At 71.6% G+C, this 17,540-nt stretch carries 7 protein-coding genes; all 7 read right to left on the bottom strand.

The window, feature by feature from the left end; translation table 11 throughout:
- Positions 1-46 precede the first annotated feature (46 nt).
- Positions 47-583, bottom strand: coding sequence for an RNA polymerase sigma factor (locus CY658_RS09770; RefSeq protein WP_101489914.1), 537 nt, complete (start codon positions 581-583; stop codon positions 47-49).
- A gap of 9 nt (positions 584-592) precedes the next feature.
- Positions 593-1,252, bottom strand: coding sequence for a TonB C-terminal domain-containing protein (locus CY658_RS09765; RefSeq protein ID WP_180838906.1), 660 nt, complete (start codon positions 1,250-1,252; stop codon positions 593-595).
- Positions 1,253-1,412: 160 nt separating this feature from the next.
- Positions 1,413-2,747 carry a trypsin-like peptidase domain-containing protein gene (locus tag CY658_RS09760; RefSeq protein WP_257884803.1) on the bottom strand — a complete coding sequence of 445 codons (1,335 nt, stop codon included), beginning with the start codon at positions 2,745-2,747 and terminating at the stop codon, positions 1,413-1,415.
- 16 nt (positions 2,748-2,763) lie between these two features.
- Complete coding sequence (locus CY658_RS09755) at positions 2,764-3,228, bottom strand: hypothetical protein (RefSeq protein ID WP_101489912.1); 465 nt, start codon at positions 3,226-3,228, stop codon at positions 2,764-2,766.
- 96 nt (positions 3,229-3,324) lie between these two features.
- Positions 3,325-15,825 carry a filamentous haemagglutinin family protein gene (locus tag CY658_RS09750; RefSeq protein WP_101489911.1) on the bottom strand — a complete coding sequence of 4,167 codons (12,501 nt, stop codon included), beginning with the start codon at positions 15,823-15,825 and terminating at the stop codon, positions 3,325-3,327.
- A gap of 140 nt (positions 15,826-15,965) precedes the next feature.
- On the bottom strand, positions 15,966-16,979 hold the full coding sequence (locus tag CY658_RS09745; protein ID WP_219589577.1) for a FecR family protein: 1,014 nt from the start codon (positions 16,977-16,979) through the stop codon (positions 15,966-15,968).
- Complete coding sequence (locus tag CY658_RS09740) at positions 16,979-17,533, bottom strand: RNA polymerase sigma factor (protein WP_099790409.1); 555 nt, start codon at positions 17,531-17,533, stop codon at positions 16,979-16,981. Before CY658_RS09740 ends, CY658_RS09745 begins: the two co-directional genes overlap by 1 nt.
- Positions 17,534-17,540: the final 7 nt, after the last annotated feature.

Raw genomic sequence — 17,540 nt, 5'->3', positions numbered from 1 at the left:
GATGTCGCATACCCATGAGACGGCTCTCGAGGCGGTGAACCGCACTTTATTTGTCATGCGGCTCCTTCGCTTCGGGCGTTCGACCCATGCGGGCGGCGATGTGGTCATGCGCCTCCTTGAGTTCCTTCTCCACCGTGCGCAGCGAAATGCCGAGCCGCGCCGCCACCTCGCGCTGCGGCAGGTGCTGCCAGCGCACCATCACCAGCACCTGCCGTCGCCGTGGCGGCAGGCGCTCGATGAGTGCGCGCAGCGCGGCCAGCTCCGCGCGGTCTTGCGCGATCTGTGCGGGCCCCGGCGCGGGGTCGGGCGTTTCGTCGAGCAGCGCCTCGATCTCGTCGGACGTGGCCAGGCGCCCCTGCTTCGCGACCTGGTCGTAGGCCAGATTGACGGCCACGCGCAGCAGGTAAGCGGCGGGGTCGTGCACGCCGTCGATGTCGTCGCGGCTTTCCAGCCGCAGCCAGGTGTCCTGCAACGCGTCGCTCGCACGCTCGGCGTTGCCCAGCCGTCGCGCGAGCCGCTGCTTGAGTTCGTCGTAGCGCGCGACCAGAAAGTCGCGCAATGCGGGCAGCGCGTTCTCGGGCATGGCGATGCGTCAGTGCCGCACCGGGCATTCGAGCCCGAGCGTCTGCGAGCGCGGCAGGATCAGCATCGTGAGCGGCTGCGCCATGTCCGGCGGCGGCGCGCGATCGATGCGCAACTGCCGCAGCGCATCGAGGATCGCGTCGTCGCGCACACGGTCGCCGCTGGTGTGCAGCAGGAAGGCATGGGCGATGCGGCCGGTGCCATCGATCACGAAACGCATCGCGGCGCGGTAGCCGCCCGGCGCCGAGCGCGGGTGCGCGCACAAGGCTTCCCAGATGCGGGTCTGGACCAGCCCGTCGTAACCGCGGTCAACGTTGGCGGGCGCGGCCTGGACCGCATCGGCAGGCCGTGCCGGCGCGGGCGTTGTCGGTGCGAGCCGGAGCACGAAGGCGGTCGTGGCCCCCACGCCGGCGTCGTCGGCGACCAGGCCCGTGCCCGCGAGCAAGGCATCGAGTGCGGCCTGCGCATCGAACAGGCCGTGCACGGGCGCGGCATGGCGTCCGGCCACGCGTTCGGCATCGAAGAACACGGGCAGCCCGGTCGCGCGGCCGTACTGCTCCAGCGCCGCGGCCAGCGGCTGGGCTGCGATGTCGAAGGCGATGCGCGTTTCGTGCGGCCGGCGCGGCGCCGCGTCGGACTGCGCGCGAGCGATCGTCCACGGGCCGGTCATGCAGGCGACCAGCGCGAGGCAGGCGAAGGAGACAAGAGGAAAGGAAAGAGGTGCATGCCGCATGAGTTCGATACGCCCGGCGAAAGCCACGGCCCGGGGGCATGTCGAAGCGGATGCTAGGTTCGCAGCATGACGTTCGGATGACGCTGCACGTTGGCACTCAACACTTCGGCGACCCGGCCCGTGCGCAGATCGGCACGAAGATCCGCGCGCCCGCGCGCTGCACCAGCAACGCCGCCGTGCCGTCGGCCCCATCGAATGCCTGGGCCAAGGCTTCGGCGCTGTCGATCGGCTGGCCATTGAGCGCCAGGATCACGTCGCCCGGCTGCACGCCCGCGCGCGACGCCGCCACGTTCACGCGCTGCACCAGCAGCCCGCCCTCCACGCGCAAAAACTGCCGCTCGGCCGGTGCCAGCGGGCGCACCGCGAAGCCCAGACGTGAGGGCATCGAAGCAGCAACATCGCCCTGCAGGCGCGGTGTGTCGTAGCCCTCCACCTTCACCTCGACCACGTGCTCGGCGCGGTCGCGCCACACCATCAGGCGCGCGCGCTGCCCCGGCACCTGCTCGGCGATGAAGCCGAGCGCATCGGCCGCCTGCACCACCTCGCGGCCCTGCACCGACAGGATCACGTCGCCGGTCTTCAGCCCGCCCCGCGCCGCCGCGCCGCGCGGCTCCACGTCGGTGACCAGCGCGCCGGCCGGGCGCGGCAGGCGGAAGGTGTCGGCCAGCGCCTGCCCCACCTCCTGCACAGCCACGCCGATGCGCCCGCGCGTGACGGTGCCGGTGGCCAGCAGTTGGTCCTTGATGCGCATGGCGGCGTCGATGGGAATGGCGAACGACAGCCCCTGGTAGCCGCCGCTGCGGCTGTAGATGCGCGAGTTGATGCCGATCACCTCGCCGCGCAGATTGAACAGTGGCCCGCCCGAGTTGCCGGGGTTGATCGGCACGTCGGTCTGCAGGAACTGCATCGACTCCGCCCCCGGCAGCAGCCGCCCCTTGGCGCTGACGATGCCGGCCGTCACCGAGTTGCCGAAGCCGTAGGGCGAGCCGATGGCCGCCACGCCGTCGCCGGGCTCCGTGTCCGCCGGGTCGCCGATGCGCACCGTGGGCAAACCGGTCGCGTCGATCTTGAGCAGCGCCACGTCGGCCAGCGCATCGAGGCCGATCAGCCGCGCCTGGAACTCGCGCCGGTCGGGCAGCTTCACACGGATCTGCGTGCCGTGCGCCACCACATGCGCGTTGGTCAGGATGAGTCCGTCGGCGCTCACGAGGAAGCCGCTGCCCAGGCTGCTGTCGTCGGCCTCGGCCGGCGGTGCGCGCAACAGCCAGCGGTCGCTGAAGCGGCGCGCCGGCACCGACGGCCGCTCCACGCCGATGTGGACCACGGCCGGCCCGTAGGCCTTGACCAATGCCGCGAGCCCCGGCACGGGCCATGGCATGGCGGCGTGCAGCGGCGCGACGGCCGCAAGGCCCAGCAGCGCCGCGCAGATCAAGCGGCGGCGCGATCGGTCAGGTGCGCGCGACAAAGCTGAGCGTGAGTTGCAGCACCATCGGCTGGCGCATGTCGCGCGGCGGCGGCTCGGCCAGCGGCTGTGCGGTGAGCAGCGCGCGCAGGTCGGTGTCGGCCTGCGCATCGCCCAACGAATCGAAGGCCACGCGCTCGACCTTGCCGCTGCCCGCGACCCACACGCGCACCACCACCGGCGCGGGCGGCACGGGCTGGCCCTCTTTCAGCATGCGGTCCTGCATCCACGTGTGCAGCCGCACCACGGTCTCGCTGGCCGGGTCGCTGAGCGACGACTGCAGCTGGTTGCTCGCCAGGTTGGCGTAGCTGATCCAGTGCTGCGGCACCTGCGTTTGTGTTTGCGCCGATGCCGCAAGCGGCGCCGCGGCGGCCGACAGCCCGAGGCCGAACCAGCCGAGCGCCAGGCGCAGGCGGCGCCAGCCGCGGGTCGTGTCGGAAGAAGAGGTCATGGAGGTGCGATGTCGTGAGAGCTATCAATCCAAGACGAAACGGCGCGCCCGCGACTGCCGTTTGTCACAAAAATTTCATGCACGACCTCTGCCCGCTCACTGCCCCAACAAGCGCCGCTCCTGCGCCGTGAGCTTCGTTTTCTGCGCATCGCCCAGCGGCCCGCGGCCCAGCACCTGCACCGGGCTGGTCTCGTCGTAGCCCACCGGGCGTGCCGTGGCACGGCCCGCATCGGACGGCGCCGCGGCACCGTCGGCGGGCTCGTTGCCGAAGCCCAGCACGCGTACCGAGAACACCGAGGGCAGACTCTGGCGCGACGCCGCGCGTTCACGCTGCATCACGTCCTGCGCCGCCGCCGTGGCCTGCGAGGCCGCGGCGCTGGCATTGCTCAGCGCGCCCACGTTCACCGAGGCCACCACCGGCAGGCCGGCCGACTGGCCCTTGACCTGGATGTTGGCCGCGTTCACCACCTGCAGCGCCGCGAGGTTCACGCTGCCCGACACGCGGATGCCCGCCTCGCCGGCGTCGATGGTGCCCAGCGGCGCGATCAAGTCCATGTCGCCCGCCGGCACTTCGGCGATGGGCGCCAAGGTGGCCAGGCCGGCGCCCGAGCTGGGCACCTGCGACGACAGCTTCACGTTGCCGATGTTGTCGTACACGCGCTTGGGCGGCGTGTAGACCAGCGTGGTCTTGGAGCCCCGGCCGGCGTTGATGTCGCCCTGCTCCGACCAGGCCAGCACGTCGCCGCCGAAGGTGGTCATCACGCGCGACAGGCCCAAGAGCAGGCTGCCTTCGCTGAACAGCTGGATGTGGCCCATGCCCTGCGTGATGACGCCCGCGCTGCCCGGCGGCACCGCGCCCTGCACGCCCACCACGATCTGCCCGCCCGGCGCGAGCATCTGGATGTCGCCGCCGAAGTCGGTGTGCACGCCCGAGGGGCCGTACAGGATGATGTCGCCGGTGCGCACGATCTCCTGGCCCGCCGCGTCGAGGTCGGGGAACAGCGTGGCGATCATGCCGCGCCCGCGCAGGTAGCTGCCGTAGCGCGGACCGTCCACGTCGTTGTACTCACGGCCACCCGCACGCAGCTCGGCAAAGTACACACCGCGCAGGAACACGCGCTGCTGTTCGGGCGCCAGCGCCTTGAAGTACGCGAGCGCGCTGCCCGGGTCCTTCACGTCGGCGCTGGTGGCGACGAAGCCGTAGCGCTCCTTGAGCCATGCGGCCAGTTCGGTGTCGTAGGTTTTCACCACGCGGCCCGGCTGGCTCGCCAGCGACTGGCCGGGGCCCGACTCGGCGCGCTTCGCGGGGTCGAGGTAGCGGTCGGCGATGGCCGAAAAATCGGGACCTGCGGCACCCATGCCCGCCATCATCGCGATGCTCGCGCCGGGGCGCGTGTCGCCCTCGGCCAGCGCGCCGCGGCTCACCACGCTGGCACGGTCGTCCTGCGTGATGTGGCGGCCGGCCGAGATTTCCAGCGCGCCGGGGCCCGCGACCTGCACGTTCGCATACAGGATGTCGCGTCCGGCCTCGATCAGCGAGACGTCGCGCGGGTCGTTGTTCACGATCAGCGCCTCAGTGCCAACGATGTCGCGCCCGGCGCGGATGCGTGCCGGTGCGGCCGAGCGATACCAGGTCTCGGGCACGGGTTGGCCGCTGGAATCCACCTTGCGCGCCGTGCCGCTGGCCAGGCCCAGGATGTCGCCCTTGACCGCATAGAACAGCGAGGGCGGCGCATCGGCCGCGTGCAGCGCGCGGCTGCCCAGCGTGTCCGGCCCGAAGGCGAACAGCGGATAGCGGTCGACCTCTCCGTAGTTCGGCACGCCGAGCGACCCGGTCACCGAGCCCTCCGGGCTGGTGTTGTAGACCACCGGCCGCTGGGATCCGTCGTAGCCGACGAACGCGGGCGCCCACGGCGTGGGCAGCGGCGTGACCGCACCCGACATGCCTACGGGGTAGCCGCCGCCGAACAGCGAGTTGCCGGCCAGGAACTCGAGCGCGCCCGACGGCGACGGTGCGAGCACCATCGCGCGGCCCGGCGCCTGCGTGGCGGGCGTGGCCGAGAAGCCGTAGTACAGGCTGCCCGAGGCCGCTGTCGCCCGCAGGATCGACGGATAGACCGTGACGTTGTCGCTCATGTTGATGCTGCCGAGGTACCGGCCGCTGGGCTGAAGGTTCGCCAGGTCGGTGCCGGGCGTGAGGTTGCCGCCGGCGCTGAACAGGTTGATCGCGGTGCGGTCGGTCCACAGCGTGAACCAGCCCTGGCCGATGCCGTACTCGGTGCCGCCGAGCTTGAAGCCCGAGCTGTTCGGCACCCGCGCGCGGCCCGCGTCGGCCACGCTCGTGAGCACCAGGTCGCCCGGCGTGTCCAGGTACATCGCCGAATCGCCCGGCACGACCACGATGCCCGCGTTGCCGATGCCGATGGTCGGGACGAAGGGGTTGATCGGGCGCGTGTCCATCGCATCGCCTTCCTGGCCCGGAATCGACCGCTCGGCCTTGCGGTAGCGCAGCTCGATGCCGCCGATGGCGGAGGCCGACACGTGGGCCGCACCGCGCAGGTTGACCAGGGCACCGTTGAGGTCCTGGTACTGCGAGTTGACGCCGTAGCTCGCGTACTGCGCCGCGGCCAGGTTCGGATTGACGACGCCGCCGATGCGCAGCTGCAGGTCGCCGCCGCCCGTGAGCGTCAGCTGGCCGTTCGCATCGACACGGCCCGTGCTGCCGACCGCCGCCACGATGGCTTCGCTGCGCTGCCAGATCTGGCCTTCGCCCAGCCGTGTGGTGACGCCCGCGTCGCCGCCCGCGCGCAGCGTGAGGTTGCCGCCGCCCAGGGTGCCCATGCCGGTGAAGCCCACGAGGTAGGGCTCCGGGCTGCTGTCGGTGCTGAACTGCTGGCCGGCCGACAGCGCGTAGGTGCCGAAGTTGATCCACCAGGCCGTCGCGATGCGGTCGCTGCCGGCCAGGGCCGTGCCCGAGCCCTGGCGCCACAGCCAGCTGCCCACCGCGGCGCTCGGCGCCTGGGCGCGCTCGCCCGCGAAGTGGCCCCAGACGTCGCCGACGACGTTGCCGCCCACCGCGATGTCGAGGTTGCCGCCGTGCTCGGGGTACCAGGCCTGGTAGGCCGCGAGCGCGGCGTCGTAATTCGCCGTCTGCGGGCCGATCACCGAGCCGCCGACCGCCTTGCCGCGCGGCAGGTTGAACGGGTCGAGGCCGTTGGCATCGAGCAGCGGCGCGGAGCGCGTGCCGGCCGTGTAGACGCCGAACGGCGACTCCATGACGAAGTTGCCGGCCGCCGCCAGGCCCAGGTCGCCGGTGCCGGTGCGCAGCACGCTGAACATCGGCGACAGCGGCGTGTATTTGGTGACGTCCTTGACGGGGTTGATGACCGTCGTGCAGATGCCCGGCCCCCACTCGCAGAGGGTGACGTATTCCGGAGAGACCGGCGTTCCCTCGACGAAGCTCGGGTCCCAGTCGGCGCCGTTGGGCCCCCAGAAATAGGAGAGGCGCGCCGGATCGACCTTGCAGGTGCCCTCGCCGCCCCAGTCGCAGTAGCCCGCCTCGAAATCCAGCGGGTCCAGCGGCGTTCCCTCGTCGTGGCCCCACATGGGCCCGTTCGGACCCCACACGAAGCCGCTGCCGCCCGGCGTGAGCCTGACGTTGTACATCGCGTGGCTGTCGGCCAGGATGAGCGCGCCGTGCTTGGCGGGGTCGACCGCGCGACGGTCGGCCGAGTCCAGGTCGGCGCCGGCCGTGAGCTGCAGGCTCCAGCTCGTCGCGCCCTGCCCCAGCATCGGCGCCACGGCCCAGTTGCTGCCCTGCACACCGTCGACTTGGGGCCGCAGGTTGACGGGCGCGTCGTTCAGCAACTGCACGTCGGTCATCGACGGAATCAGCGCGCCGCGCGCCAGCGCGATGGTGCCGTCGGCCTTCATCGCGACCGGCAGGCGCACGCCCTTGGGCCACACCATCGCCTGCACGCTGGCTTCGCCGCGCAGCGCGGTGCCTGCGCCCAGCTGCATGCCGCTGTCGAGCACCACGGCCTCGCCCAGCACCGTGCCCGCCTTCAGGCGGATGCTGCCGTCGGCGTAGTAGACGTTGGCGCGCAGCACCGTGCCGGCGGGCAGCGTGTAGGCCGCGCCCAGCGTCACGGTCACCGGCAGCACCGTGCCGGCCGGCAGCACCGTGGCTTCGGCGGGCACGTCGTAGTTGAGCAGTGCGTTCTTCGGGAACACCGTGCCCTTGTCGAGCACCACGCCGTCGATCGGCACGACGATGTCGCCGCCGTCGGGCGTGAACGGCGTGCCGAACTTCGAACGCTGCTCGGTGAGGTACCAGCCCTTGTCGTCGGGCGTGGCCGGCGGCGGCGCAAAGCCGTCGTTGATGCTGCCGTACACGTTGAGGTTGCCGCCCGCGCGGATCACCAGCACGCCGGGCTCGCCGAAGCCGCGTCGCGCCGGGTCGTTGCGGTTCGCACCCGGGCCGTAGCGGTAGCCCGAGAGGTCGATGTCGCCGACCACGCTGAGGTCGCCGTCGGCCGTCTGGCTGACGATCTCCACGCCGGGGCGCAGGTGGTAGCTGCCCAGGCCCGCGAGGCGCGCAGAGAGCGAGGTGTTGGCCAGCGCCTTGTCGATGAAGGCGCTGCTGTGGCCGTCGATCTCGTCGAGGTACTTCTGCGTGATGAGCTGCGGCACGTGGCCCGTGACGTCGGGCGCGTCCGCCAGCGGTGCGTCGGTGTAGGTGCGGAAGGCGTTGACGGCGATGGTCTTCGCGCCCTGGATCGCGGGCGTTCCGTTGACGTTCACCGCCACGTCGTTGTCGCCGCGTCGCGGCGCGTTCAGTGCCAGCGTTCCTCGCGATGCACCGTCGTTGCCTTGCGCCGCGCTCACGGCCGTGCCGGCGCGCAGGTCGATGGCCGCGCCACCGCCCAGGGTCAGCGTGCCCTGCGTGCTGGTGAGGTCGACGATGGCCCGGTTCGGGCTGTCGATGATCTTGCCGTAGCTGTCCACGCGCAGGCCGGTGGCGTGCGCGTCGAGCGTGCCGTTCACCGTGAGGTCACCCTTGGCCGCAAGGCGGATCGCGCCGGGCTGGAAGCCGCTCGCGTCGATGCGGCCGTTCACCGTGAGGCTGCCGCCGTCGACCGTGACCTCGACCACGCGCGCCTTCACTTCGTCGCCGATGGCGAGGTCGCCCTGCTTGATCTGGAAGCGCCGCGCGCCGGTCACGCCGCCTTCGTTCAGGCGCGTGTTCAGGCCCGCGAAGTCGGCCACGGTCTGGCCGCGCACATTGATCTCGGCTGCGTCGTACGGCACCACCGTGCCGCCCGCGTCGTAGGCGCCGCTGGCCGTGCCGAGGATGCGTCCGCCCAGGTCGATGCGGCCCGCGCCGGCGCCCAGCGCCGTCGCCTGCATCGTGCCGCCGCGGTTGTGCGTGGCCGACAGGTCGATCACCGAGCCTGCCGCCTGCACGATGTTGCCCGCCGTGCTCGTCACTTCGAGATCCCCGCCGCGGCTGTAGCGCGTCTGCTCGAAGAACTTGACGGCGCGGCCTGCGAGGTCGATGCGCGAACCCGCGCCCAGCGTCACGTCGCCGTTGGCCGTGAGCTGCAGCTTGCCCGACGGCAGGCCGACCGTGCCGTCGATAGTGATGTTGCGGCCCGTGAGCGCCAGTTGCGCGCCCAGTGGCACGTCGCCGGTCGGCTGCGCGCCTGCCGGTGCGCTGACGACGATGTCGCCGCCTGCCGTGATGCGGTTGTTCGAGCCGGCCTCGCCGGTGAGCAGCGGCGCGCGCAGGTTCAGCTGGCCGCCGCTGTAGTCGTAGCCCTTGCCGGTCACGTACGCGCCCTGCTGCTCGTACACGCCCAGCGTGCCCTTCGCGTTCGCCGTGATGCGCTCGCTCGCGTTCAGGTTGACGGTGCCAAAGCCCAGCGCGAGCCGGTCTGCCGAGAAGCCCGCGTCGGGCTGCGTGTTGGGCGCGTGGCCCAGCACGATGCGCGCGGCCGACACGTCGAGCGTGCCGTGGCCCAGCAGGCTGCCGATGGCGCCGCCCGGTGCGTTCTCGCCGGGAAAGATTTCGCCGCTGCCGGGCGGACGCGGCGTGAGGCCGGTCCAGATGAATTCACCGGTCGTGATCTTCGCGGTGTCGCCCGCGCCGCCGTAGCCGTAGATGGCCGGCGTGCCCAGCACCAGCCGCTCGATGGACGACACGCCGGTGGTGGGGTCGAGCGTGTCCAGCGACACCGCGCCGTAGATGTTCACCGATTCGCGCGCGTTCAGCACCAGCGTCTCGACCGCGGGCACGCCCTCACCCTTGTTGCCGGCCAGCAGGTTCGCCAGGATGCCCTGGTTCATCGACAGGCCCGACGGCAGCTGGCCGTTGGCAGAGGCCTGCTGCAGCGCCGCGTCGCTGCCCAGGTTGACCGAGGACACGGCCAGCAGCAGGTTCTTCGCGCCGTAGCGCACGTTGTCGGCCATCGTGAACGAGCGGTTCGTGGCCACGGCCAGCGTGCCCTCGCCGTACAGCGTGGTCTGGCCGCTGCACGCACCGCTCGGGCACGCGCCGACCTGGATCGTGACGGGCGTGGCCTCGGCGACGGGCGGCATCAGGTTGATCCAGCCGTTCGACAGCCCCAGCACCGCGGTACGGTCCGGCGAGAACACCACGCCGTCGGTGGAGTCGTAGGCCGGCGCGCCGGCGCCCAGCGTGTTCAGCGATGCGCCCTGCTCCACCTGGATGCCGTCGCCGTAGCCGCCGGCCACGAGGAAGATTTCCGCGCCGCGCAAGGTCGCGCCGCTGCGCACCACGATGTGACCGGTGTTCGACTTGAAGGTCGCGTAGTTGTCGGCATAGGGCAGATCGATCCGGCCGCCCACGATCATCCGGGGCGCGCCGAAGGCATTGAGCTGGTCGGACTGCACCGACGCGCCCGTGAACCCGGCCGTGCGTCCGGCGCCCGGCGCCGTCACCTCGAGGGCGACGGCCGTCACCGACAGCGTGCCGCCGAAGCCTGCGCTGCCGGCCGCCGGGTTGAACAGCGCCGTGCCGTCGAACTGCAGCATCGACACGCCGTCCTTCGGCTTGGAATAGAAGTAGTCGAGCTGCAGGTTGCGCGCGTCGGCCGCGATCTCGCCGCGCACGCCGCCGCGGCGTGCCGCATCGGCCGCCACAAAGGCGTCGTAGCCCATCTCGTTGTAGGTGGCGTGCTGCTTCACCACGGCCGCCGGCGTGACGACCAGCGAACTCGCCAGCGACGACTTCACCGCCGTGTTCGCCACGCCGAGGTAGCCGCTCGCCACGTACGAGCCGTAACCGGCCGGCAGCGGCGTCGCGGGCAGCGCGCTTTGTGCACCCACTTCCACGCGGAACGCACCGGGCAACAGCGCGTAGGTCGACGGCAGCAGCGTGTAGGTGCCGGCCTTGAGCCCGCCCACGTCGTGGTCGAGCGTGACCTGCCGGCCGATGGCCGGCTCGCCCGCGCCCGCGTCCGGCGACACCGGCGCGTAGCCGCCCTGGAAGCCCGGCACGATGGCGTACACCCCGTTGCCCGCCTTGCTGAAGGTGTTGGCGGGGTTGGCATTGGCCAGCGGCGTGCGCAGCACGTCGACCGAGCCGCCGCGCCCGCTCACGAAGCCCGCGCCCGTGAGCTCGCCGCCGCCCGACAGGTCGAGCACCGCGCCGGCATGCCCGACCACGCTGTCGCCCGTGAGCAAGATGCCGCTGCTGCCGATGGCGCGCTTGTCGATGGCATTGCCCGCGACGCTGTAGCCGATGCCGTCGGTCGTGCCGCCGTAGGGCATGACCAGCCCCGCGCCGCTGACCGAGGTGATGCTGCCCGGCAGCAGATCGACCAGGCTGGCGCGCGCCTCGTAGGTGCTGCGCCCGTCCTGTCCCACGATGAGGTTGCCCAGCGGGGCGCGCACGATGCCGCCCTGGCGCACCGTGTCGCCGCCGAGCGCCAGGATGCCGAACGCCGACTGCGGCATGGCCACGTCGCCCTCGACCTGGCGCCGGATGTCGAGCACGCGGCCCGTGTCGTAGCCCGCGCGGATCTGCGCATTGGCGCCGGTCGCGGGGTAGATCTGCGCGGCGGTGAGCGTGAGGTCGCCCATCGTCGCCAGCTCGGTCGTGGTCGCGCCGAGCAGGCCGAGCGCGGGCGTGCCGCCGAGCAGGCGCAGGTCGCCGCGGCTCGTCATGTTCACCGTATCGAAGCCGCGGCGGTCCACCACCAGCGCGGGGCCGGCCGTCATGGCGATTTCGCCGTGCGCGCCGAAGCCCACGCGGTCGCGGATGTCGATGTGGTCGGCCTCGGCCGTGAACACCGCCTCGCTCACGCGCGTCGATGCGCCGTGGCGCCAGGTGGTGGTGTAGACCACCTCGCCGTCCTTCGTGGGCGCACCGGTCACGCCGGCCAGCCGCAGATAAGACGAAGCAAGCCGCACGTTCGAATCGGTCGCCGCGCTGTCGGCCAGCGCGAAGCTGCCCGCGTAGATGCGCAGGCTCTGCGCCGTGGTGAGGTCGACGTTGCCGTCGAAGCTCAGCAGGCCGTTGACCAGCAGCGACAGGTTGCCGAAGCCGCCGTCCCGCACCTGGTCCACACCGAGGCGTCCCTTGCCGTAGGCCAGTGCCGCGTCGGCGTGGCCCGGCTGGAGCGTCGAGGGCAATCCGCTGGGCTGCTGCGTCTGCGACAGCACCAGCTCGCGCGCCTGCCGCACGGCGTCGTCGGCGGCGAAGAACTTCGAGAACACCGGGGCTTCGAGCGCCACCGCGAGCGTGCCGCCCGCCGCATTCGCGCCGCCCGCATGGGCACGCAGCGTGCCGTCGAGGTACAAGCTGTGCGCCGACTTCAGCACGATGGTGCCGCCGTCGCTGGCCACGTCGAGTTCGCGCCACAGGGAGCCGACCGCCGGCACGTCGGTGCGCACGTGGCTGCCCGAGGCATCGAGCACCGCACCGGGGCGGATGACGATCGCGAGGTCGGGTGCGTTGGCCGCGCCCTTCGCTTCCCAGTCGAGCCCGCCGCCAATCGAGATGGTGCCGCCGTTGCGCACCGTGCCGTAGCGGCGGCCGTCGCCGTCGATGCCGGTCTGTGCGCGCGCTGCCACGTCGAGCACCGCGCCCTCGCCGATCCACACCGAGCGTTGATGCGGCTGCAATGACGGGCTCTCCGGCATCGTGAAGGCCGGGGCCTCGATGTCGATGCCGATGCGCCCGCCCCAGGCGTTGAGCCGGCCGTCGACCACGAAGCCGCTCTTGCCGCCGCCGAGCAGCTGGATCGAACGGCCCGCGTCGACCGTCACCACCGCGCCCGCGCCGATGGCGAGGTTGCCGCCTTCGGTGTTGCGGCGCTGCGAACGCAGCACGAGGTCGGCGCCCTGGCGCTGCACGACCTGGCGGTTCACCGTGTCCTGCTGCAGCAGCGGCGGGGTCCACAGTTGCAGTGCGATGCCGCCTTCATGGTCGGCACCGACGCCGGGCGCGATGCGGTAGACCGGCATGACCACGTCGAGCTGCGCGCCCGGCGCGACCGTGAGCCCCGCGTGGCCGTTGAGGTCATAGGTCGAGAAGCCCGATTGCAGGCGCGACGCGTCGAGCACGAGCTGCGTTGCATCCGAAGTTGCCGGGTCGGGTCCGATGAGCAGCGCGTTGCCCGTTTCGAGCTTCAGCGTGCCGCCGCCGTTCACGCCATGGCCGCGGATCTCGCCGCCCAGCGACAGGCGCCCCTTCGTTTCGGGGCCCGCGATGGCCGCGTCGGCCACCAGCGCCACGCTGCCGCCCTTGCCGCCCTTGGGCTTGCCCTTGGCCAGCAGCGCGGCACCCGACGACACGTCGATCAGGCTGCCCTGCCCGATCGTCACGCCGTGCGTCGATTCGAGTCGCACCGTGCCGCCGTCGATGACCGCGAGCGTTGCCGAGTCTTCGGGCGCCGTGCCGATGTCGACGCGGCGTCCGCGCAGGTCGAGCGTGACGCCGTCGCGCACGGTGAGCGACGAATCGACGTCCTTCACCAGCACGCGCGGCTGCGCACCTGCCACCGGCGACGTGAAGACATTGCCGGCCTCCAGCGTGCCGCCGCGCACCGTGACGTCGGCGCCGATGTCGATGAACGCGCCGAGCAGGTTCATGCGCCCGCCGTCGGCGAGCGTGAGCGCCTTCTCGGTGGTCACACTGCCGCGCGTGCCGATGTCGAGCACCGACAGGTGCTGCGCATTCAGGTGCGCCGCATCGAGCCACAGCGTGTTGATGCGCTCGGCAGCGAGCGCGTCGGCCGCGGCCATCTGCTGCGTGATCGGTGCCACGTCGCCGAAGCGCACGTCGGTGTCGAACAGGTCGATGCGGCCCTGCGCGCCGTAGCGCCCCACCGCCAGCACGCCGCCGCGCGCCACCGCCGTCTGCGACTGGCGGTAGCCGTCGTCCAGCGCGGCGTCGCGTGCGCGTGTCTGCTGCGCGCCGTTGAACACCTCGGCCACGATCTCGCCTTCGAGCACCGCCGTCGGTGCGCTCACCACCAGCCGGCCCGCATCGCGCCCGACGGTGTAGCCGTTTTCCAGCTTGCGCTGCGGCGCGATCAGCGGGTTGTAGAAATAGTCGGTGTTCGCCTTGCCCCAGCGCACGTGCGCGGCCTCGAAGCCCTTGTAGACACCGTCGAACAACAGGTCCGACGGGGCCTTGTCCAGGCTGTACAGGCGCCCGTCGCTGCCCTTGAGCCAGGTCTGGTAGATCACGCCGGTCTGCACGTTCAGCGAACCGCCAGACAGGTTGACCTTCGACCCCGCCTGCGTGACAACCTCGCTGCCGCCCAGCACCACCGTGCCGCCCTGCGCGGCCCATTCGCCGACGCCGTGGCCCTGGTTGCCCAGGTAGCCGCCGACCTCCAGCAGGCCACCCGCCGCGTACCAGCGCTCGCCCTCGTAGCCGCCCACGCCGGGCGCCACGCGCACGAGCTTGCGCCGGTCGATCCACACGTCGTTGTTGAAGAGCTTGCCGCTCTCGCGGTTGCGCGGCGCGTCGCGCATTTCATTGCCCTGCACGCTGACCTTGACGTTGTTCGACTCCATCGACACGTTCACGCCCACCGCGCCCGACACGTCGAGCCGCGCCTTGTCGGCCACGAAGCTGCGGCGCGTGGCACTGGCCGCAATCTGCCCGCCGGTGGCGAGCGTGAGCGACTCGCCCTCGAAGCGGATGTCGCCGCCCGAGACGATCTCGATGCGCGACTGGTCGCGGCGGTCCGACAGCCGCGAGAGGTTGTCGAAGAGGCCCGGCGGCACGAGCGCGCGCGCGGTGTCCTGCGCGGCCGATTCCTTGAGGAGCGCATCGCGCTGGCTGTCGAACGCGCTGGCCTTGCCGTCGTCTTCGATGAGCACGGCCGTGACAGCGCCGCTGCCCAGCGCCACGTTGCCGCGCGTGTCGGCGGCCGAGTTCAGCAGGTGCACCGTGCCGCGCGCGGACACGGTGGACGTGGCGAGCGCGACGCCGTCCTGCCGCACCTCGCGACCCGCGAGCGTGATGTCGCCTTCGCGCGCCACGAGCAGGCCGGTGTTGCTCACCTTGCCCGACGTGCTGTCGGCCACGAACTGCGGCGCGATCTCATTGCCGCGCGTGGTCGAGAACGCGTTGGCCTCGGTGCCCACGCCCTTGCGGATCACGAAGCTGTCGCCCGCCGCGAGCTGCACCTGGCCCTTGCGCGCGGCGATCTCGCCGGCGTTGGCCACTTCCTTGCCGAGCAGCAGCACGTAGCCGCCGCCCTGCGTGACGGAGCCGGGCTCCTTGGTGGTCAGCCGCGCGCCAGCCTTCACTTCGACCTTGCCCAGGTCGTCCTTCGCCGTGGTGAAGCTCGGCGTGGTGTCGTTCGAATAGATGCCGCGCGCCTTGAACTGGTCGTCGCCGATGTGGGCGGCTGCCGCCACGAGGTTGCGCGTGTCGGTCTGGCTGGTGCCGCTGAACACCACGCCGTTGCGGTTGGCGATGAGCACCGTGCCGTCGGCCTTGATCTGGCCCTGGATCTGCGACGGCCGCGCCTTCGGATCGTTCACTCGGTTGAGCACGGCCCAGTCGGCTTGCTGCCTGAAATCGACCGTGGTGTGGCGCCCGACGTTGAAGGTCTCCCAGTTGAGGATGGCCTTGTCGGCCGTCTGCTCCACGGTGACGACGGTGCGGCCGTTGACCTGCTGTTGCGAATCGCGATTGAGCGCGCGGGCATTGAGCCAGCCGGCGCTCAGCGAATTCGTGTCGACCTTCAGGCCGCCATCGGCCAGGCCGTCGGGCACCGAGGGATCGTTCTGCGCGGCGGCGCGTGCCGCGGCTTGTGCGGCCTGCTGCGCGGCAATCGCCTGCGCCGCAAGGCCCAGGTTGCCGAGCGACTGGCGCAGCTGCTCGCTGGCCTTCTGCTGCTGCGCCAGCGGGTTCGTCAGCGTCGAGGCCGGCGTGCCGTTCGGCAGGTAGCCCGTGACCGCGGCCGTGCCCTGCGCCACGTTCTTCTGCGCCATCCATGCGGCGCTGAAGGCGCGCTGCGCCTCTGCATTGCCCGCCAGGCCCGCCATGGCCAGCGCGAGGGCGGCGGCGTGCGCGACGGGCGCGCGGCGGAATGTCTTGTTGCTCATGTCATACCCCAGAGAAAAACCGTTCTGGAGAAGAGACCGGGCTCACGGGATGCGACCGACACGCGCGGCACGAAAGTTCGGGAGAATTTGCGAACGAAGACGAAGCGCTGCTTTTTTCACAGCCGCGTCACAGAGCGCGGCTATCCGAGCAGCACGATGCCGGCAGGCAGCGACGTGAGCTTCGCGCCGTAGCTTGCAGCGATCAGCGTTTCGACACGCGACAGCTCGTCCAGCCGCAGCCGCGCCTGCACCTTGCGCTGACCAAGCTCGGCACGCGTGACGATGAGGCGCCCCGGGCGGTAGCGGTTGATCTCGTCGACCACGGCCGCGAGCGGCGTGTCGTCGAACACCAGCACGCGCTCGCGCCACGCGCCCACGGCCGCGAGATCGGGCGCGCGCGCCACCTCGGCCTCGCGCCGGCCGCCGTAGCGAATCTGCTGCGCCTCGCCGGCCACCAGCACACGCTCGCCATCGCGCAGCTCGACCGAGCCCGCGAAGCAGGTCACGCACACCTCGCCGCCGGTGGCACGCACGTTGAAGCGGCTGGCGGCGGCGGCCACGAGGCGTGCACCGCCCACCGTCATGGTGAAGGGCGTGCGCCGCGCCGCGTCGAGCAGCACCTGCGCCTCGCCGCCGAGCATGTCGAGCACCGGCGGCTCGCCCTCGGCGCCGCGCGCGAGGTTGAGGCTGGTCTGCGTGTTCATCTCGACCACCGCGGCCGCATCGGCCAGCACCACGCGGCGCTGCTCGCCGGTGCCGGTGCGGTAATCGGCCGTCATGTCGGACAGCGCAGGCCACAGGCCGGCGGGCGGGCGCACAACCACGAAGGCGGCGGCACCGGCCGCGAGCGCGGCGCCGAGGAACTGACGGCGGCCGAACGCGGGCGGGCGCGACACGGCGATGGCTGCGCGCGGTGGTACTGCGTCCATGGCGGGCATGCGCCGCGCCACCGCTTCAGCAGCGGGTCGGGTCAGGTCCCACAGCCGCGTCGCGTCGGCCATGGCTTGCGCGTGCTGCGGGCTGCGGGCGCACCAGCGGCGGAAATCCTGCGCATCGCCCGTGGTCGCGCGGCCGGAGGTCAGGCGCACGAGCCAGTCGTGGGCCTGCGCTTCCAGCACGGTGCGTTCGCGGTCGGTCGGGGTGGGAACAGCCATCATGTTTTCTCAGACTGTTTTCCCGCACCGGGACCGAACCTCTGAATCACATCGCGCCCCAAACGACCGGCGCAATGCACCAGCGCGGCCTTCACTTCGCGCTCGACGATGCGCACCGACACGCCGTAGCGCCGCGCCAGATCGGCATGCGGTGTCTCGTCCACGCGCGAGGCGATGAAGATGTCGCGGCGGCGGCGCGGCAGCTCTTCGAGCGCACGCTCCAGCGCCTGCACCTCGCTGCGCGCCTCCGAGACGCGGGCCGGGTCGTGGCTGTCGTCGGAAAAGTGCAGCAGCTCCTCGACCTCGACGAAGTCGAGCAGGCGCCCGTGGGAGATGCGCCGGTCTTCGGCCACGTTCGACGCGATGCGCAGCAGGTAGGCCATCGGGCTTTGCACCGGGCCGGGGTCGCTCATGCGCTGCACGCGCAGCCAGGTCTCGTGCAGCACGTCGTCGGCCCGCTCATCCGAGCCCAGGCGGCGACGCAGCCGGTTGCGGAACTCGATGTAGCGGCTGGTCAGCAGGCTGCGCAGAAAGCCGGGGGTGTCCTGTTCCACGGCGTGC

This window comes from Variovorax sp. RO1, from assembly GCF_002849325.1.
Taxonomy (GTDB): domain Bacteria; phylum Pseudomonadota; class Gammaproteobacteria; order Burkholderiales; family Burkholderiaceae_C; genus Variovorax.
Note: the sequence above shows the minus strand (reverse complement) of the source record. Positions and strands in the feature narration are given on the sequence as shown.